The organism is Methanoculleus sp. SDB (assembly GCA_001412355.1).
GTDB lineage: Archaea > Halobacteriota > Methanomicrobia > Methanomicrobiales > Methanomicrobiaceae > LKUD01.
The window spans coordinates 15,487-34,141 of sequence record LKUD01000034.1 but is presented as its reverse complement, the minus strand read 5'-3'; the positions used below and the strand labels follow the sequence as shown (position 1 = coordinate 34,141).

The 18,655-nt window shown below is 61.1% G+C and carries 19 protein-coding genes and 1 pseudogene; 11 read left to right on the top strand and 9 right to left on the bottom strand.

Annotated elements, in window-relative coordinates:
• The 9 genes and pseudogenes from APR53_02715 to APR53_02675 all read right to left on the bottom strand — a co-directional run bounded on the left by APR53_02715 (position 1) and on the right by APR53_02675 (position 7,799).
• Positions 1-673: pseudogene (locus APR53_02715) on the bottom strand.
• 4 nt (positions 674-677) lie between these two features.
• Positions 678-1,991 carry a formylmethanofuran dehydrogenase subunit B gene (locus APR53_02710; protein ID KQC04921.1) on the bottom strand — a complete coding sequence of 438 codons (1,314 nt, stop codon included), beginning with the start codon at positions 1,989-1,991 and terminating at the stop codon, positions 678-680.
• Positions 1,991-2,395, bottom strand: a complete 405-nt coding sequence (locus APR53_02705) for a molybdopterin dinucleotide-binding protein (protein ID KQC04920.1) — start codon at positions 2,393-2,395, stop codon at positions 1,991-1,993. The genes APR53_02710 and APR53_02705 overlap by 1 nt, the downstream gene beginning before the upstream one ends.
• A gap of 12 nt (positions 2,396-2,407) precedes the next feature.
• Positions 2,408-2,830 carry a methyl-viologen-reducing hydrogenase subunit delta gene (locus APR53_02700; GenBank protein ID KQC04919.1) on the bottom strand — a complete coding sequence of 141 codons (423 nt, stop codon included), beginning with the start codon at positions 2,828-2,830 and terminating at the stop codon, positions 2,408-2,410.
• The gene (locus tag APR53_02695) at positions 2,831-4,843 is read right to left on the bottom strand and encodes a disulfide reductase (GenBank protein KQC04918.1); all 2,013 of its coding nucleotides are present in this window, start codon (positions 4,841-4,843) and stop codon (positions 2,831-2,833) included.
• 11 nt (positions 4,844-4,854) lie between these two features.
• Positions 4,855-5,757 (bottom strand): CoB--CoM heterodisulfide reductase subunit B, encoded by a 903-nt coding sequence (locus APR53_02690; protein KQC04917.1) that lies wholly within the window; start codon positions 5,755-5,757, stop codon positions 4,855-4,857.
• On the bottom strand, positions 5,757-6,341 hold the full coding sequence (locus tag APR53_02685; GenBank protein KQC04916.1) for a 4Fe-4S ferredoxin: 585 nt from the start codon (positions 6,339-6,341) through the stop codon (positions 5,757-5,759). Before APR53_02685 ends, APR53_02690 begins: the two co-directional genes overlap by 1 nt.
• A gap of 9 nt (positions 6,342-6,350) precedes the next feature.
• On the bottom strand, positions 6,351-7,514 hold the full coding sequence (locus APR53_02680; protein ID KQC04915.1) for a ferredoxin: 1,164 nt from the start codon (positions 7,512-7,514) through the stop codon (positions 6,351-6,353).
• A 9-nt stretch (positions 7,515-7,523) separates the two neighbouring features.
• Positions 7,524-7,799 carry a ferredoxin gene (locus APR53_02675; protein ID KQC04914.1) on the bottom strand — a complete coding sequence of 92 codons (276 nt, stop codon included), beginning with the start codon at positions 7,797-7,799 and terminating at the stop codon, positions 7,524-7,526.
• Between the two features lie 340 nt (positions 7,800-8,139).
• Between APR53_02675 and APR53_02670 the strand changes: the two genes are divergently transcribed.
• The 11 genes from APR53_02670 (at position 8,140) to APR53_02620 (ending at position 18,653) form a co-directional block, all read left to right on the top strand.
• Positions 8,140-9,024, top strand: coding sequence for a formylmethanofuran--tetrahydromethanopterin N-formyltransferase (locus tag APR53_02670; protein KQC04913.1), 885 nt, complete (start codon positions 8,140-8,142; stop codon positions 9,022-9,024).
• A 103-nt stretch (positions 9,025-9,127) separates the two neighbouring features.
• Positions 9,128-10,081, top strand: coding sequence for a tRNA(Ile2) 2-agmatinylcytidine synthetase (locus APR53_02665; protein ID KQC04923.1), 954 nt, complete (start codon positions 9,128-9,130; stop codon positions 10,079-10,081).
• On the top strand, positions 10,065-10,940 hold the full coding sequence (locus APR53_02660; protein KQC04912.1) for a hypothetical protein: 876 nt from the start codon (positions 10,065-10,067) through the stop codon (positions 10,938-10,940). The genes APR53_02665 and APR53_02660 overlap by 17 nt, the downstream gene beginning before the upstream one ends.
• Positions 10,937-11,917: a radical SAM protein gene (locus APR53_02655; protein ID KQC04911.1), complete on the top strand. Its 981-nt coding sequence runs from the start codon at positions 10,937-10,939 to the stop codon at positions 11,915-11,917. The genes APR53_02660 and APR53_02655 overlap by 4 nt, the downstream gene beginning before the upstream one ends.
• Complete coding sequence (locus tag APR53_02650) at positions 11,904-13,178, top strand: indolepyruvate ferredoxin oxidoreductase (protein KQC04910.1); 1,275 nt, start codon at positions 11,904-11,906, stop codon at positions 13,176-13,178. Before APR53_02655 ends, APR53_02650 begins: the two co-directional genes overlap by 14 nt.
• On the top strand, positions 13,159-14,301 hold the full coding sequence (aksA, locus tag APR53_02645; GenBank protein ID KQC04909.1) for a homoaconitate hydratase: 1,143 nt from the start codon (positions 13,159-13,161) through the stop codon (positions 14,299-14,301). The genes APR53_02650 and aksA overlap by 20 nt, the downstream gene beginning before the upstream one ends.
• Positions 14,285-15,505 (top strand): 3-isopropylmalate dehydratase large subunit, encoded by a 1,221-nt coding sequence (locus APR53_02640; GenBank protein ID KQC04908.1) that lies wholly within the window; start codon positions 14,285-14,287, stop codon positions 15,503-15,505. Before aksA ends, APR53_02640 begins: the two co-directional genes overlap by 17 nt.
• Positions 15,495-15,968 carry a 3-isopropylmalate dehydratase gene (locus tag APR53_02635; protein ID KQC04907.1) on the top strand — a complete coding sequence of 158 codons (474 nt, stop codon included), beginning with the start codon at positions 15,495-15,497 and terminating at the stop codon, positions 15,966-15,968. The genes APR53_02640 and APR53_02635 overlap by 11 nt, the downstream gene beginning before the upstream one ends.
• A complete protein-coding gene (locus APR53_02630) occupies positions 15,965-16,768 on the top strand; it encodes a hypothetical protein (GenBank protein KQC04906.1) in 804 nt (267 codons plus the stop codon). The genes APR53_02635 and APR53_02630 overlap by 4 nt, the downstream gene beginning before the upstream one ends.
• Positions 16,765-17,736, top strand: a complete 972-nt coding sequence (locus APR53_02625; GenBank protein ID KQC04905.1) for an isocitrate dehydrogenase — start codon at positions 16,765-16,767, stop codon at positions 17,734-17,736. Before APR53_02630 ends, APR53_02625 begins: the two co-directional genes overlap by 4 nt.
• Before the next feature lie 5 nt (positions 17,737-17,741).
• Positions 17,742-18,653 carry an endonuclease gene (locus tag APR53_02620; GenBank protein ID KQC04904.1) on the top strand — a complete coding sequence of 304 codons (912 nt, stop codon included), beginning with the start codon at positions 17,742-17,744 and terminating at the stop codon, positions 18,651-18,653.
• The last annotated feature ends 2 nt before the right edge of the window (positions 18,654-18,655 follow it).

Below are 18,655 nucleotides of genomic sequence, written 5' to 3'. Positions count from 1 at the left end.
GGTACTCGTTCGCCTCGATAAGCCCCCTGATGATCTCCGCGGGGGTGATTTCAAAGTACGGGACGACATCGTTGACCGTCTCGCAGTTCATGCCCCATCCCCAGGCTTCCGTGCCGCCGGGGTTGACATTCTTGATGCCGAATCCCTTCGTCACACGGAGAAGCCAGGCGATGTACGCCGCGGTATTCTCGATCTCCTTGTTCTTGAGGTACTCGAGCACAAACCAGTTGTTGCCGAAAACGGGAAGCGCCGCCTCATCGATGATGGGGGTGTCGCGCATCTCCTCGTGAACGTGCCGTGCGTATAGCGGGGGCATTGCCGCTTCCATCACGAAACCGTAGCCCATCCGGGCGTAGTTATAGCCCGTCCGGAGCGTCGTCGGGACGGAAAATCCGCCCTCCATCCGCTTGATGCCTGCCTGAGGCGTCGAGGTGAAGAGTTTGTCTTCGGGCCGGAAGTTCCTGCCGACGCAGACCTTCGGGCCTGCGACATGGGCGTGAACGTCGACACCGGCCGCCATGACGGTCATGCCGGCTGCGTTGATCTCGGTGGGTTTTGCAAGTGCCGTGGTTTCGACGATCTTCCCGTCTTTTACCGCGACATCCTGCTTATCACCGTCGATGCCGAGTACGGGATCGTAGACGAATCCGTTCCTGATAAGATATTCTGCCATTCTCTTACGCCCCCTTTAACTCCCTGACGCGTGTGAGCACTTTCTTGAGGAACTCCTCGTCGGTCGGCATGCCTTCCGGCGGTTCGACCACTTTGCGGCACTCGATAGGCACGTTGTCCATCCGGTAAGCGCATCCGCCGGTTTCAACACCCACAAAGGCGACGGGCACGTGCAGTTTGCAGACGGCACTCGTCGGGGTGATGTGCGGATCGATGCATACGGACGGCAGGTCCCAGATCTTTTTCACGGAACTGAACGGGAAGTGTGCGCCGGGATCGCTGCCGAGCACGAAGACGGCATCGACTTCGTCGCGACGGAGCAGGTCGTTGCTCGTGGTATCGCCGGGATTGTACCGGGCGAACCCGCGGGAGAGGTCGAGCGCATACGGGAACCCATGAAGCCAGCCCCAGACCTCGCCGGAGCCCGTCACATTATAGTGGCCCCGCATCGGCATGATGCTCCACTTCGTGTAGTCGTTGAGGTCCCTTGTCACGCTGATCGCTGCGTCAATGTTGTGGTTCTTCGAGAGCGACTGGGTGACGCCCATGCCGAAGAAGATGATCCCGAACCTCCCGGACTTCATCGTCTCGGCTACTTCGTAGATCGTCTTCCTGGGGATGCCTGCCACGGTGTCGGGCAGTTTTTCGCCCTTGAAGGCAACGCGGAGCGCATCGAAGAGTTCGTAATCGCGCCCCTGCTCGATCTGGAGGTGGTAGTCCGCCATCTTCGAGGTGTCGGTGCACCGCGGATCGATGACAACGAGCTTGCGGCTCTTCTGGCCTTTGCCGGTGAAGAACCCGCGGGGGAATATCGAATACCGTGACATGTGCCGCGGATGGGCATGGGCCGGGTTGCAGCCCCAGAACACAATGCGATCGGCACGGTTGATGACCTCTCCGAGCGTACAGGACGGAATACCGACATCCTGAACCGCGATAAGCGTGGTTCCGTGGCAGACCGTTGCGGTGTTGTCCATGACGGCTCCGCACACTTCGCCAACTTCGGTGCCGACAGCCTGCGCCTCGCAGTTGGTGGAACTCCACCCGTACATGAGGGGCTTTTTGGCGTCAGCGAGGATTTTGGCGGTATATTCGACCGCCTCGTCGTAGCTGACTTCCTTCCAGTTGCCGTCTGCATCCTGCATCCGTGGCCTGGTGAGGCGATCGGATGCCTGGGAGTGGAGGAACTTTTCGGCGCCGATGGCACATGCATTGTAGACATCAAGGATCTTCTTCCCGTCGTCGGTGACACTCACTTCGAGATCATCGCAGAGTGTCCCGCAGAACGGGCAGACCACATCGGTAACAAGTTTTGCCATTATAATTCACCCCGCACTGCCCTGGTGATCAGGGTAATCGAGTCGAGGACTTCCTCGTCGGATGCTGCTTCCACTTCCACGGGCGTTCCCTTGAAGGTGGGCATCCCGGTGGAATAGGTATCGGGATTGACCACCTGGTTTGCCCAGGGCCCCATCGGGATCCAGCCGAGGCCGGGGTGCGGCCCCTGGGTCGCCTCGATTGCCTTCACAACCACACTGCCGAATGTGCTGGTTACACGCACGTTCGTATTCCGCCAGGCACCAAGTTTTTTGAAGTCCGCCGGATCAATCTCGATGATCCCGCAGGCGTTTCTGTAGGCGGGTTTTTCCTTTCCGCCTTCCATCGAAACTCCCTGCTGGATTGTTCGACCGGAGATCAGGTTTAATTTGATTTTTGGCACCATCTCAACTCCAGCTTATTTTTCGAACTCCTTGAGGGGGCTCGGACCGAGTTCCGTGACGGTCTTGACGACGTCGTTGACCACTCCGGCCCACTTTGCACCCTCGGACGCGGAGACGAACGTCATCCGGATCCTCTTGTCGTCAAGGCCGATGTTTTTGAGAACGCTCTTGATGAGGAACATCCGCTTTGCGGCCTTGAAGTTGCCCTCAAGGTAGTGGCAGTCACCAAAGTGGCAGCCGGAAATCAGCACACCGTCAGCGCCGTCCTGGAACGCCTTCATGATGAAGAGGGGATCGATACGGCCCGTGCACATCACGCGGATGGCACGGATATCGGGCGGGTACTGGATACGGGCACCGCCGGCAAGGTCCGCACCGGCGTACGAACACCAGTTGCAGATGATTGCAAGGATTTTTGGTTTCCATTCCTCTGCCATTTACTGCTCACCTCCGAGCAGGAATGCGTCGATTTGTGCGACGATCTGGGGAGTCGTGAAGTGCTGCATGTGGATGGCGCCGCCGGGGCAGAACCCGCCGCAGGTGCCGCATCCCTTGCATTTTGCTTCGGTGACTTCCATGACTTTCTTTCCGTTCTTCTCGACAAGGGCGAGCGCACCGTACGGGCAGAGGTTCACGCACATGCCGCAGCCTGCGCACTTCTCCTCCATGCACTGGGCGAAGTAGGGCTCGAGCTCCACTTTGCCGATGTGAATCGGAATGCTTGCAGCCGATGCCGCACCTTCCGCCTGGGCGACCGTGTCGGGAATATCCTTCGGGCCCTGGCAGACGCCGGCAAGGAAGACACCCGCGGTCGTTGTTCCGCAGGGGTTGAGTTTCGGGTGCGCCTCAAGCATCCAGCCGTCCTGCGACTTGGAGACACCGAAGAGTTTCCTGATGGTATCCTCTTCTGCAACGGGCTGAACAGCCGCCGCAAGCACGACGAGGTCGAGTTCGATATTGACGGGGCGCTGAAGCAGCGTATCCTCCGTAAAGACGTGGAGGTTCTTGCTCGTCTTATCCTCGAGGATATTCGAGACACGTCCCCTGATGAACTTCGCGCCTTCGTCCTGGATGCGGTAGTAGAACTCCTCGTACATCTTGCCGAAGGACCGGATGTCCATGTAGAAGAGGTAGACGCGTGCACCTGGGATCTTCTCCATGATCTGGTGTGCATGCTTGAGCGAGTACATGCAGCAGAACCGGGAACAGTACGGCTTGCCGATGCCGGTGTTGTCACGGGAGCCCGCACAGAGCACGAAACCGACTTTCATCGGAGTCTGGCCGTCGGACGGGCGCACGAGGTGGCCGCCGGTCGGGCCGGACGCACAGATCAGGCGCTCGAACTCAAGGCCGGTGATGACGTTTTCGAACTTGTTGTATCCCCATTCGGCCTTCTTCTCGATCGGGAAGAGATCATAGCCGGTGGCGAGGATGGCCGTGCCGACCTTGACGGTCTCGAACGTATCCTCCATCTCGAGATCGATCGCCTTCTTGTCACCGCATATATCGACACAGAGGCCGCATTTGATACAGGACTCGAAATCGACCGTGTAGATGTTCGGGACGACCTGGGGGTGGTAGATATAGATGGCTTTTCTCGGAGCCATGCCGAACTCGAACTCGTTGCCCTTGATAACCGGACAAACGCCGGCACAGTCGCCGCAGCCGTTACAGCCGCCGCCGACATAGCCTCGTTCCGCGGCTTCGTCGGGAGTCAGGACACCGCGTGCCTTCCTCCTGAGCGTGATGTCGAAGTTGCCGATGTACCCCTCGACCTTCTCGACTTCGGTGTAGGTCTTGAGGATGATGTTTTCATTCCTGCCCACATCCACCATCTTGGGCGTCAGAATACACTGGGAACAGTCGAGCGTCGGGAAGGTCTTGTCGAGCTGGGACATGCGTCCGCCGATCGTCGGGCTCTTCTCGATAAGGTAGGTCGGGATGCCCGCGTTGGCGAGATCCAGCGACGCCTGGATACCGGCGACACCGGCACCGACGACGAGTGCGGCCTTTTCGACAGGAACGCTCTTCGGGAAGAGATCCTCAAGGAGCGAGGCCTTGGCGACCGCGATGCGGACCGAGTCCTTTGCCTTTGCCGTTGCCCCCTCACGGTCGTGCATGTGCACCCACGAGTTCTGCTCGCGGATGTTTGCCATCTCGAACCGGAACGGGTTCAGACCGCCCACTTTCGATGCCATACGGAAGGTCGGCTCGTGAAGTCGGGGAGAGCATGCCGCAACGACGACGCCGGTGAGCTTGTTCTCTGCGATTGCATCGACGATCTTGCCCTGGCCGGGTGTGGAGCACATGTACTGGTACTCGTCGGCGACCACGACATTGGGGAGCGTCTTCGAATACTCCTGAAGGGCTTTAATGTCAATGGATCCCGCGATGTTGGTACCGCAGTGGCAAATAAATACGCCTATTCTTGCTTCTTTCTTTTCTGCCATTTTTGCACCTCTCAGAGAATCTTCTCCAGGAATGGTTTGCAGTCGACTGCGTGCAGGTCAAGCGCCAGCTCCTGCGGGCTCATGCCCTGAGCAAGGCCGAGCAGCTCGTTATAGTGCAGCACGGGAAGTCCGTAATTGATACCGAACTTCTCCTGAATCTCGATCTGCCCACGGTCATACTGGAGCTGGCAGAACGGACAGACTTCCGTTAACGCGTCTGCGCCGACTTCCCGCAGGTTGATCATCTTTTCGTTGGTGATGTCGAGCGAGTGCGTCAGGTCATAGCCGCGGACACCGCCGCCGGCACCGCAGCACTGCATCTTGTTGCGGTACTGCACGGACTCCGCGCCGAGTGCATCGACGAGCTCCTCAATCCACATGGGATTCTCGGTGTCACCGAAGTGGCGCTCCTTCTTCGGCTTCATGAGATGGCAGCCGTAGTGGACCGCAATCTTCGTGCCGGAAAGCGGGCGGGTGATACTCGCACGGATCTTGTCGACACCGCAGATGGCGGGATCGTAGTAGAGTTCGGCAAGGTGCCAGACATCGATGCTGCCCTTATACTCCATGTCGATCTCCTTGAGGACTTCGTTCACGCCGTCCCGGAGCTCGTCGTTGTGCTTGAGGATGTGGTTGACCTCAAAGATGGACTTGTAGCAGCCGTTGCAGATGAGGGCGATGTCCATGTTCATCTGCTCGGCAAGTACGACGTTGCGTGCCGCCATGGCGTACCAGACATTCAGGTCGATGGAGCCGAATGCGCCGGGTGCGGGGCAGCAGCTTGCGCCCTTCAGGGGGAGCAGTTCGATGCCGACCCTTTCACTGGTCTTGATTGCCGCCGCTTCACAGCCGGGATACCGGTTGGGGGCGATGCAGCCCAGGAAAAAGGCGTACTGGTGCATATTTCCTGACATTACTGACCCTCCTCAGCAAGGATGCGGTCCGCATTCTCTTTCAGTTTATAATAGTCCAGGATCTTCTGGATGCCCGGGATGAACTCGGGGTACCCGTGGGTCGTCGGCGGATCGCGGGTGAGACCGAGTTTTTCGCGGGCTGCCCGGTTCACGTCGTTGTTGGGCACGCCGTGGCCGGTCGTGTAGATCAGCTGGGCGGTTTTTAAGAAGTTTCTCGGCACGATATCCCTCTTGAACGCGAGGTTCCGCATCGCCATAATCACATCGGTGGGGGCGATGTCACGCGGACACCGGTCCGTGCAGGAATAGCAGGTCGTGCACAGCCACAGGTCCGGGTCGGTGAGTGCTTCATCCTCGAGGCCGAGCACCGCTCTCCGGACAAACAGGCGGATGCGGTATGAGCTCCGGGGTGCGGACGGACACGATCCGGTACAGGTACCGCACTGGAAACACATGTGCGCTATCGTGCGGCCGATTTTCTCCACATCGGCAAGGAAGTCAGGGTGCGAATCCTCCGTGTAGAAGTACCGGTCCCTGAGTTTATCCTCAAGCTGCGGATTGCCGTAATTTTTCTCTGTTGCCATTTGAATACCTCACGCTTTCTCAAGAACTTTTACTTCGACTTCACCGGGTGCGACACCCTCCTTGACCATGGAGGTACGCCGGGTGAAGAGCTTCTCCTTGATCCGGTTGAAGAGATCCGTCTCTTTGCCCGTGATCTTTACGCCGCTCCGTTTCAGGACGATGATGTCCTCACCGGGGCAGGCCTGCACACAGGCGCCGCAGTAGATGCAGAAGTCCTTGTTGACGGCGATCTTGTCCTCGAGCTGGCCCTTCATCTCGCTCGCCTTCACGGGGGAGGGGAGATAGATTGCATTTGCGGGGCAGACCTCCACGCATGTGGAACAGCCGGCCGGGCACTTCTCGGCATTAAACTCGATTTCGCCTTCAAAGATCTTCTCGACGGTAATTGCTTCCGTCGGACAGTTGATTGCGCACCAGCGACAGGTGCAGCAGTTCTCATCCATGATACTGACGGAACCGTCGATCTTCTTACCGGTCACTTCACGCTCGACGGTAATTGCTTCCTCGGGACAGGCCTCGACGCATATCTTGCAGGCGTCGCACTGCGCCTCGTCCCAGACGACCTCGCCTTCGACCTTGCCGCTCTCCGCGGTAAAGGGCTTGTGGTTGACGTCGATTGCGGGACAGAGAGCGCCGCAGATACCGCAGAGCGTACATTTCTCGTCGTCGACGGTGAATTTCGTCGTCGCCGTAATTGCCGCCTGACGGCTCTTGCCTTCAGCGTCGGTACCCTCGAAAACAGGCACCTGCCGGTCGATCGCGTCGCGGGGACAGACTTCCTCGCAGACCGTGCAGCGGATGCACTTCTCGTCGTCGATCTTCGTTGTCAGATCGTACTGGGGGAAACCCTCCTTCTCGACGATGGGGAGCCGTTCTTCGCCGTCAATCTTGAGTGTCAATGCGTTGAACGGGCACATAATGACGCAGACACCACAATACGAACATTTTGCTTCGTCGATATTGACGGGTTCTGCATAGTCGACTGCGCCTCTCCTGACCGCACCGACGAGTCCGACGGATATCGCCTCCTCGGGACAGGCTTCGGCACAAATGCCGCATCCTGTACATGTCTGCGCGTTTAAAATCAGGTTGCTCGTGTTCTGGAGCAGTTTCTGTTCCATAATGACGTTGACGCCATCACGTTTCTTGGAGAATTTTGGGAACAATGCCATGCTTTTACCTCACTCCATGCCTTTTGCCAGGGGTTTCGACCCCTTTTCCCACGGTCCTGCCAGCCGTATCACATCAAAGGGGCATGCCTCGACACATACGCCGCAACCGGCGCACAACTCATGATCCACGTCAAGAACCGCCGCTTTGCCGTTCTTGACCTGATAGATCTTTTCGTTTGTGACGGGATCCACCGTGTAGAGCTCCAGTGCATCGACCGGACACGCGACTACACATGCGTTACAACCGGTACACCGCTCCATGTTGATATGCAATGCAAATGCCATGGTTACACGCACCAGCTAAAAAATCGACCTAAATCGATTAAACAAATGGTGGGGAAAGATTGTAGATAAAGGTTCTGAAATGAGGGAACGGTTTAAATGCTCAGGCGACGTCTAAATTGGCAAAAATCATTTATTTTGCTGATTTGTTAAATTATTTTGATCTATTTGATCCACCGATAACCATACATTTCCGGAGGCTCCGGAGTGGCCGGAGCGTACTCTCTCCCCTTATAATATATCCTCCGATCCCGCGGTTCAATCCCGGGAGAAGGACGCGGTCAAAAAGAAACTTTCAAAAACATCAATCGATGACATAACAGCATAACGTGAGGACTGTACTATGGAGTTGAACGGAGTTACCATTGATGATACCTATGCAGAAGCGTTCCCGACCTGGGTTTCGCGTGTGATTATCACGGCAGTGACCGAAGAATGGGCATACAAGGCAGCGGTGGAGGCGACGGGGTTTGCCACATCCGCAATCGGATGCCCCTGTGAAGCGGGCGTCGAGAGCTTCCTCTCAGGCGACGAAACCCCCGACGGACGTCCCGGCGTCGCCGTCCTCTTCTGTGCCGGGAAGAAGAAGTTAAAGGAGCAGGTCGTCGAGCGGCTCGCCGAGTGCGTCCTGACGGCACCCACGACGGCAGTCTTTGACGGCCTCCCCGAAGCAGAGGAGCGGATCGCGGTCAAGCTGCACTTCTTCGGTGACGGCTACGAGTACAAGAAGGACGTCGGCGGCCGGAACTGCTGGGTGATCCCCATCATGAACGGCGAGTACGTGGGCGAGGAAGACTTCGGCATCGTAAAGGGCGTTGCCGGCGGCAACTTCTTCGTGATGGGCGAAAACCAGATGGCGGCGCTCATGGGCGCCCAGGCGGCGGTCGATGCGATTAACAGCGTCTGCGGCGTCATCACCTCGTTCCCCGGCGGCATCGTCGCGAGCGGTTCGAAGGTGGGAAGCACCAAGTACAAGTTCATGCCCGCGAGCACGAACGAGAAGTACTGCCCGACTCTCCGGGAAAAGGTTCCCGACTCGAAAATCCCCGAGGGCGTAAAAGCCGTCTACGAAATTGTCATCGACGGGATCGATGAGGATTCCGTCAGGGAGGCCATGGTGGAAGGCATCAGGGCGGCAACGACCGTGCCGGGCGTGGTATTCATCAGCGCCGGTAATTTCGGCGGCAGCCTCGGCCCCTTCAAGATCAATCTTGCAGACATTCTCTGAATTCTCCTTTTTTTTCTGCGGACAGGCATACCTGCCCTATCGATGACATTAAATAACCTTGTTGCCGATAATCCTGTTAACGAATATTTCGGTGATAAACCAGATGATGCATCTAACCCCCGGTGAGGTCAGGAAACGGTTCGGTCCGATGTTTGCAAAGAAGTTCCTTGTCATGGTCGATGAGGCTGCCGGACGTGCCGAAATTATTGAGGAATGCTGCCATCAGGGAACCATCGAGTGGGACGCGATGAACCGCATGCGTGCCGGAGGTGCCATCCGCTCGATTCGCGTCGACGGGACGATGATGGCGATGAGCGCCCGGATAGGATCGTACCCCGTCGGTTTCGGGGCGGCCGACCGTGAGATCGGCGGGCAGGCGCTCGAGGGTGTCGAGGTGGACGGCGACGAGGTCGTCACGACCTGGCGCGGCATCGCCGGTGCCGGTGTGGGTGTCGCCGCATGCCTCCCGCAGGCGCCCGGAGTGCTGCGTGCCGAGTATCCTTCGGAAGATGACTTAAAAGTCGGAGGGGCACGGGCAACCCGCGTCAGGATCGTCTCTCCCCGGTATGAAAAAGTGACGATCGGAATTGATGACACCGATACGAAAGAAGAAGGGGCGACATGGGTGCTGGCGCTGAAGGCGGCGGAGGCATGCCGTATGGAAGGGGCCGAGTACCTGAACATGCGCCTGATCCAGCTCAACCCGAAGGTGCCCAAAAAGACGACGAACTGTGTCGGGAGTGCGCTCACCTATGCGGTCCGCCCCGACAGGGTCGACGACCTCTGTGAAGCGCTGCGGGACTACATCGAGACCAATGCGGTCAGCAGGGATACCGGGATCGCCGTCCTCCGGGGGCTTCTCTACCCGGATTCGCCGCTTGCAGAGCGGGTGAAGACCGAATTTTTAACCATCGAAGAGGTCGAAGCCGAGGCAGAACGGCTCGGCATCCGGTATATCGACCGGGCGGGAGCAAAAGGAAGAATCGGTGCCCTCGGGGCGGTGCTCTGGGGGAACGCCGGAATAGAGGCGGCAGGGCTCTATGGAGAACATCTCTGATCCCTATACCATTGCCTATCCCGAGATCGTCGCCGTCGCGGCGGAGGACGGGCAGGCAATCGAACTTGTCGAGACCTTCGACTGTGTCGGGGGGGCGATGTGGGCGCAGCACCATTACCGGAAGAGCCCAGTGGTCAAGTCGGTGCGTCTCGTCGGCACCACGTCGCGGTATATGCTCTCTCCGGGATCGGCTGATCTCGGACTGCAGGGATCGGTCTTTCCGGCAGGCATTGCCGCGGCCGGGATCGGGGATACCGGGATTTTCATCACCTACCGCGGCCTCGGGGGGGGAGGTGTCGGGGCAAGCATCTGCCGGTCGTGCGCCCGCGGCGTCATCAGAAGTACCACCGATCCCTCGGGCGGGGGGAAGGAAGCCGGATCAACCATCTGGCTCCCCCGGCGCAGCCGGGTCCTGATCGGCATCGACGACACCGATACGCCCGAGGAGGGAGCGACATGGACGCTCGCCCACAACATCGCCCGTGCCGTCTCGGACGATGCGACACGGTATCTTTCCCACACCATCGTCCAGCTCTACCCCGTTCCCTACCGGACGAAGAACTGCGTTGCGATCGTCTGCGAATTCGCAACGACGAACCCGGCCGCCTGCGCTGACAGTTTCCAGGCGCTGCTCGAGAGGTACACCCTCTCCGACGAAACCGGCATGGCCGTCTATTCGGGATTCGATCCCTCCGGGCTCATACCCTTCGGCAGATCGGTGAAGGCGGGCGAGGTGACGGCGGCGGCGGTCGACGGCGTCCGGCCGCTGGTCGATGTGAGGATGAACGGCCGGGGCATTGTGGGCGCCATCGCCGCAATTCCGTTCTATACCCGGTACGACGAGGCTCTGTCATTATGAAATGGGCACGGGAGAAGGCACGGCTCCTCGAGGCGGGTGCGGTCAGGCTGACGGGAGCCCCCGTCGACCGGTACATCGAACGATCGAGCGCAGGCCCGAGTGCGGGGGGTGCGGGATCGGTTTTTTTTACGGCGGGGGGGCGCCGCGTGCGTCTCGGGATCAATCCCGGTTCCCCGATCGTGCTCAAGCACACCGGTTCCGGGCATGCCCGGATTCTCATGGACGACGATGTGCTCGAGGGGGAGCTTGAGCCGGTGGGGCTCCACTGCCCCCGTCAGGCATACATCACCGTTTCGGCAGGCTGCATCTTCCGGTGCCGGTACTGCCCGGTTCCCCTCCAGCCGGAACGGGTGAAGTCGCCGGAGGAGATAGAGAGGATGATTGAGGGTGTTATCGACAGGATTGACGCCATATCGATCACGAGCGGCGTGGTGGGCAGTGTAGCGGAGGATGAGGACAGGGTGTGTACGATCCTTGAGCGAATCGCCCGGTTCGAAAAACCCGTCGGCGTTTCGATCTACCCCCGCGAGGGGACACCCGCCCGCTTAAAGGCTCTCGGTGTCGTTGAAGTAAAATTCAATCTCGAAACAGCGACGGCGGCGCTCTTTGAGGAGATGTGCCCCGGGCTTGACCGCAATGCAATCCGGACGGCCCTTCGCGAGTCGGTGGCGATCTTCGGGAGAAACCGTGTCTTTACGAACGTCATCCTCGGTCTCGGGGAGTCGGATGCGGAGATTGAGGACTGCATCAGGGAGTGTGCGGCGGAGGGCGTCATTCCGGTGATCCGCCCTCTGAATCCCGTTGCGGGCTGTTCGGGCTATGTACGGCCGTCTGCAGAGCGGCTGCTGGCCGTCTGCAGGCTCCACGATACGATCCTGCGGGAAGCCGGGCTCGACCCCCGGCTCGCTATTACGATGTGCACCGCATGTACGGGGTGCGATCTGGTTCCCGGGAGGGATTGTGATGGCGAACGGTGAGGATGTACTCTGCCGGGCGCTCCTCGCGGCGGCGGACAGGTGGTACGCAGTGCCCGGCTATCCGGTCACCGGCATTGCGGAAGGGACCGGTGCGGAACTGACCGTCAACGAAAAGGTCGCCCTCGAGTATGCGCTCGGCGATTCTCTTGCAGGACGCCGGGCGGGAGTGATTCTCAAGAATGTCGGACTCAACACCTGTGCCGATCCGCTCGTAAACGCCACGACGCAGGGGCTTCGCCGCGGGGTGGTGGTGGTTGCCGGTGACGATATCTTTGTCCGCGGTTCGCAGAACGCACAGGATTCCCGGTACTTCGGGGAAGTGGCGCAGATCCCGGTGCTCGAGCCGGACGGCGAAACCATCGGGCCTGCTGTCGAGGAGGCGTTTGCCGCGTCGGAGATGTTTTCGCGCATTGCCCTCATCCGCGTCACACCTCCCGCCCTCGAGGGAGAGGCGGCCGGCCGCATCCTTCTCCGCGGGCAGGGGAGCGGACGGCTCGCCGACCCCGACCTCACGATGCGCGGGCGGGCGGAAGCGGCGGATGCGGTCACCGCCCGCATGTTTGCATGGTCGGTTTCTTCGCCCCTCAACCGGCGGGGGCCGCCGCCTGTCGGCGTGGGGCCGGCAGAGGGGGGAGGGCGTGCCGTCACCGTCTATCCTCCCCCTCTGCCGCCGCCGGATTGTGCCGACACACGGGAATACGGCCGCCCCTTCGTGCGGGAGCACCGTATCGCACAACCCCCTCCCTTCCCCGCACAGCCCGAGACGAAATCGGGCCGCGGATTCGCCCGCACCTTCTGCCCGTCGTGTCCTTTCCGGGCAACCGTGAGCATGCTCGCAGAGAGGGAGATGACGGTGATCTGCGATATCGGCTGCTCGCTCTTCGCAGCAAACCCTCCCTACAGCGTGGGCGTCGCCTCCTACGGACTCGGCTCGTCGGTGGCGGTTGCGGCACGGAGCACCCGGGTGGCGCTGTCGGGAGACTACGCGATGCTGCACTCGGGCATGAACGCACTCGCCGATGTCCGTGAAAAGGGGCTGCCGCTCCTCTGCATCGTGCTGAAGAACACCCGGATGGGAATGACCGGCGGTCATCCCGCCCCGGATGTCGCCCGGTACATCGCCTGGGCGAACCCCCGCACAATTCCCGCGGACCGGCACGCGGAGATTGCGGAGGCACTTCGTATGCCGGACGAACCGGTGACCCTCATCATCGAAGGCACCTGTCCGGAGGGAGAGAACCATGGAACAGTGGAATGTTGAAATCTGTGATGTAACCCTGCGGGACGGGGAACAGACCCCGGGGGTCTCGTTTTCCTGCGAAGAAAAAATGGAGATCGCCCGGATACTCGATGCAATCGGCATCGAGGTGATCGAGGCGGGATTTCCCATCGTGTCTGCAAATGAAAAAGCATGCGTATCGGCGATCACCGCACTGGGACTTCGTGCACGCATCTGCTGCCTTGCACGGGCGAGAAAGGAGGATATCGACTGCGCCATCGACTGCGGGGTGGACCTCGTCAGCATCTTCATCGCCACCTCCGACCTCCATATCAGGCACAAGTACAGGAAACCCCGTGAGGAGGTGCTCGCCTCGGCGCTCGCCATGGTCGACCACGCGGTTGACCACGGGCTGGCAGTCAGGTTTGCGGCCGAGGATGCGTCCCGGACCGATCTGCCGTTTTTACGGGAGATGTACCGGGAAGGTGTCCGTCATGGTGTTGCCTACTGCAGTTATGCCGACACCGTCGGGTGTTTGACGCCGCTTGAAATGGCGGATAACGTCAGGAACCTGACCGCAGACCTTCCAGTGCCGCTCTGCGTCCATTGCCACAATGATATGGGCTTCGCGTCGGCAAACACCATCACCGCCGCCGCATCGGGAGCCTTCCAACTGCACACGACCGCGAACGGCATCGGGGAGCGTGCCGGAAATGCATCGCTCGAGGAAGTGCTCGTCGCGCTGCGCTTCAAGGGAGGCGTGGAGCGGTACGATCTCTCCCTCCTCCATGATCTCTCGGCAACCGTGGCGCGTGCTTCGGGCATCCCGGTTCCGAAGCTGAAGGCCGTGGTGGGGGAGCATGCCTTCGCCCACGAGAGCGGCATTCATATCGCCGCTATGCTCGAAGATCCGGCAACCTATGAGTACATCCCCCCCGCACTGGTCGGAGGGGAACGCTGCTTTATCCTCGGGAAGCATACCGGCAGAAAAGCGCTCGAACATATTGTGGCGAGCCACGGCTATCACCTCTCCGAACCGCAGATTGCCTGGGTTCTCTCGGAAGTGAAACACCGGAGCGAGGGGAAATGCTGCATCACGCCGGAGGTGCTGCTTTCTATCATCCGGCGGGCGGAGGAGGCCGGCACCAATGCCGACGCTCGCTGAGGCAATTCTCGGCGGTCCGGCCGGCAGCTACGTGGACCGGGCTGTCGACCACGGGTTCGCCCATGACGGGACGGGGGTGCTCGCGCTCGAAGCCTGGCAGCGGATGGGAATGAGCGCCCCGGCGGCACCGGACCGCCTCGCCATGATCTTCGACCATATCACGCCGGCAAACACCGGCACCACCGCAACCCTGCAGGCGGAGCTCCGGGCGTTTGCGAAAAAAACCGGGATGCACTTCTCCGATGTGGGAGGCGGGATCTGCCACCAGATCATGAGCGAAGGAAAGGTGCTTCCGGGAGAGGTCGTGGTGGGCGCCGATTCCCATTCCTGCACCATGGGTGCGTTCGGGGCGTTTGCGACCGGCGTGGGCGCCACGGATATGGCGGCAATCTGGGCGTCGGGCCTGACGTGGTTCCGCGTCCCGGAGACAATCGCCATCAGGCTCGAAGGACGCCTCTCCGGCGCCGCGGAGGCAAAGGATGCTGCACTTGCCTACGTCCGGGATCTCGGGATGGACGGGGGCACGTACCGTGCGCTTGAATTCACCGGGGACGGCGCGGGATCGCTCTCCATGGAGGACCGGCTCACCCTGTCGAACATGGCCGTGGAGGCGGGGGCGAAGGCGGGTATGTTCTACGCCGACACGACCACCCGCTCCTTTCTTGCCGGATACGGGCATGACGTGGCGGTGCAGCAGCAGACCAATCCCCGGTACGAAACGGAGGTCACTCTCGACCTCTCCGACATCGTGCCGCTGATAACCCCGCCCCACCGCGTGGACCGTGCGGTGCCGGTGGACCGGTATGCGGGCATCCCGCTCGACCAGGTCTTTGTCGGCACCTGCACGAACGGACGTTTCGGGGATCTCGAGAGGTTCGGGCGCATGGTGCGGGGAAAACAGGTGAAGGTCCGCACGATCGTCGTGCCCGCGTCGCGGGCGGTGCTCGCACAGTGCATTGCAAGCGGGGTTCTGTCGTGGATCGTGGATGCGGGCTGCACGGTCGGTCCGCCCGGCTGCGGTCCCTGCCTCGGTGCGCACATGGGAGCGCTCGCGGAGGGAGAGGTCGCACTCTCGACCGCAAATCGAAACTTCAGAAACAGGATGGGGGTCGGCGCGGAATACTACCTTGCATCGCCGCAGACCGCGGCGGCAAGTGCTCTTTCGGGCGCGATTACGTCACCGGAGGCGATCCATGAACGGTAGGGGGCATGCCGTCTGCCTCGGTGCCGATATCGACACCGACGTCATCATTGCCGGGAGGTACCTCCGCACGAAAGACCGCTCCGTCTGGGCTGCCCGTGTCTTCGAGGATCTCGACCCGTCCCTCGCGGCACGGCTGCGGGGCGCCGTCATCGTCGCGGGCAGCAACTTCGGCTGCGGATCGTCCCGCGAGCAGGCGCCCGTGGCGCTCAGGGAGGCGGGGGTGGTTGCCGTCATCGCCCCCTCATTCGCCCGGATCTTCTATAGAAACGCCATCAACGTAGGCCTTCCCGTCATCGAAGCGAAGGGTGTTCCCTGCACGGACGGCGAGGAGATCGCCTTCAGCCTCGGCGAACACTGGGTGGAGGCGGAAGGACAGCGGATCCCGTTCCCGCCCCTTTCCGCAAAAATGCAGGAGATCCTTGCAGCGGGCGGCCTCGTTTCCTTCTGGAGGGCGCGGGAGTGATCTTTCCCGCACACTGCAAGATGGTGGGGGCGGCGGATACCCGGCCGCTCGGGAAAAAAATCTATTTCCTGAGCAGGTACCTTGTCAGGCAGACGGAGGCGGGGCCGGAAGTCCTCGAGGTGACGCCTGCGGATGGACCGGGTCCGATGATGCGCGGGGTGGCAGAGGAAAGGATTCTGGCGGGGCCCGGCGATGTCGCGATCTGCGCCGAGCCGGTCAACCTCCATAACAGGGCGGATCTCATCAGGAGGGCGGCGGCCTCGAATAAGCGGTGCACGATCTTTTACGGCCGGGACGAGCACATGACCTTCGTTCTCGACCCGGATCCGGACGTGCTTGTTCCCGTTCACGTCTACGACATCGTGCCGCCCCGCCCTCACCTCTCAGAAACGGTTCGCGAACTGGAGGCGACGGGCATTTTCGGGGAGCTCGAGGTCGAATTCGTCCATCACCTGCACGACATCCGCACAACAGGGGCCGATATCTACCCCTGCCGTGCTGCGGGATTTTCCCGGACGCTGGACGCTGACCGGCCGGGTGACGGCGATCTCGTGGCCGGGTGCCTGACCGCACGCCAGCTCCTCGCGGAATGCTATCAGGGGGATTTTTCCGTTGCGAACATCTGCCCGCTGGATGCGGTGCGGGAGGAGCCCTTCGTCGCCCGGTGCTGCCGGAGCGAGCGGACCGGGAGCACCACGTGGAACGGGTATGCAGGGATCGTCGTGCACTGGGGGGCGTCGCCGCGTGAGATATATGAGGCGATCGGAGGAATGGTCGCCCGGTGGAGAGTGGCGAGATGAAAATCGCAGTGTGTGAAGGGGACGGCATCGGCCGTGAGGTGGTGCCGGTTGCGAGGGACGTGCTTTTATGCCTGCGTCCCGATTTTGAGTTTTTTCCCGTTGAAATCGGGTACGGAAAGTGGGAAAGGACGGGATCGGCCTGCACCGACGATGACGTCGGTGCGCTGAAGTCGGCGGATGCAATTCTTTTCGGCGCCGTGACGACGCCTCCTGATCCCGGGTACCGGAGTGTGCTCCTGGAAATCCGGCACGCACTTGATCTCTATGCGAACGTCCGCCCGGTGAAGGGAGAAGGATGCGACATCGTCATCGTGCGGGAGAATACCGAAGGCCTCTATTCGGGGATAGAGTGGCGGGAGGAGGACCGTGCATGCACCGTCCGGGTGGTCTCCCGGCGCGGCAGCAGGCGTATCGCCCGATACGCCTGCGGGATAGCGAAGCGCAGGTCGCATCTCACGGTCGGCAACAAGGCAAACGTCCTGAAATCCGATGTCCTGTTCCGGGACATCTGCCTCGAAGAAGCCGCACGGCACGGCGTCTCCTGCTCGACGCAGTATATCGACGCCCTCGCCCTCGACCTGCTGATGGCGCCGTCCCGCTACGACGTGATCGTCACCACGAATATTTTCGGCGACATTCTCAGCGATATTGCCGCCTACCTTGTCGGAGGCCTCGGAATGCTCCCGTCGGCAAACATCGGCAGACGACATGCCCTCTTCGAGCCTGTGCACGGCAGTGCACCCGACATTGCCGGAAAGGATATCGCAAATCCGGTTGCCGCGGTGCGGAGCGCGGCGCTCCTGCTGGAGCACGCGGGAGACAGTACGGCGGCGGCACAGGTGGAGGAGGCGCTTTCCGCCACGTTCGCACGCGGCATCGCCACGAGGGATATCGGGGGAACGGCCGGGACGTCGGCATTTTCCGGTGCGCTTTTGGAAGAGCTCCGGCGCATCCTCCGGCAGGATTGACACCCATGGCCTGCGGGAGTGCGGTACCGGTGAGGGTCGGGTGCCACGTCTCGATCGCCGGATCCATCGACCGTGCGGTGGAACGGGCACGGGAACGGGGATGCGATGTATTTCAGATATTCACCGGCAATCCGAGGGGCTGGGCCGCGAAGGAGCTCGCACCCGATGCATCCGCGGCGTTTTCCACGGGTGTCCGGGCTGCCGGGATGGACCCCGTCGTGGCGCATATGCCCTATCTCCCGAACCTCGCGTCCCCGAAAAAGGAGGTCTATAAAAAGTCCGTCGCTGTCATGATCCGGGAACTGGACCGGTGCACCGCACTCGGCATCCCCTATCTCGTCACGCACCTCGGCAGCCATCTCGGTTCGGGAGCCTCCGGGGGGATAGCACGTCTTGTCGACGGGATTTCCCGTGCCCTTGCGGAGAGCCGCGGCACCGTGACGGTGCTCCTTGAAAATACGGCCGGCACCGCACACAGTGTCGGCGGGACGTTCGAAGAGATCCGGGAGGTACTGGATGGAATCGGCAGCCCCGACCAGGTCGGCGTCTGTTTCGACACCTGCCATGCATGGGCCGCGGGGTATGATCTCTCCGGCCGCGACGAGGTGGCGGAAACGCTCCGCGACTTCGACAGTGCCGTCGGCTGTGCAGACCTGCGTGTCGTGCACGTGAACGACTGCAAGGGCGCACGGGGGAGTCACCTCGACCGGCACGAGCATGTCGGCCTCGGTGCAATCGGGGAGGACGGCTTTCGCGCATTCCTTGCACACCCCGCAGTCAGGGCATGCCCGCTCATCTGTGAGACACCCGTGGATGCCCGGCGCAGCGATGCGGATAACATCAGCAGGGTCAGGGAGCTCGCGAACCCGTGCAGTAATGGCCGGAAGGGGTCACGGCACGGTAAAAAGGGCGATTGAAG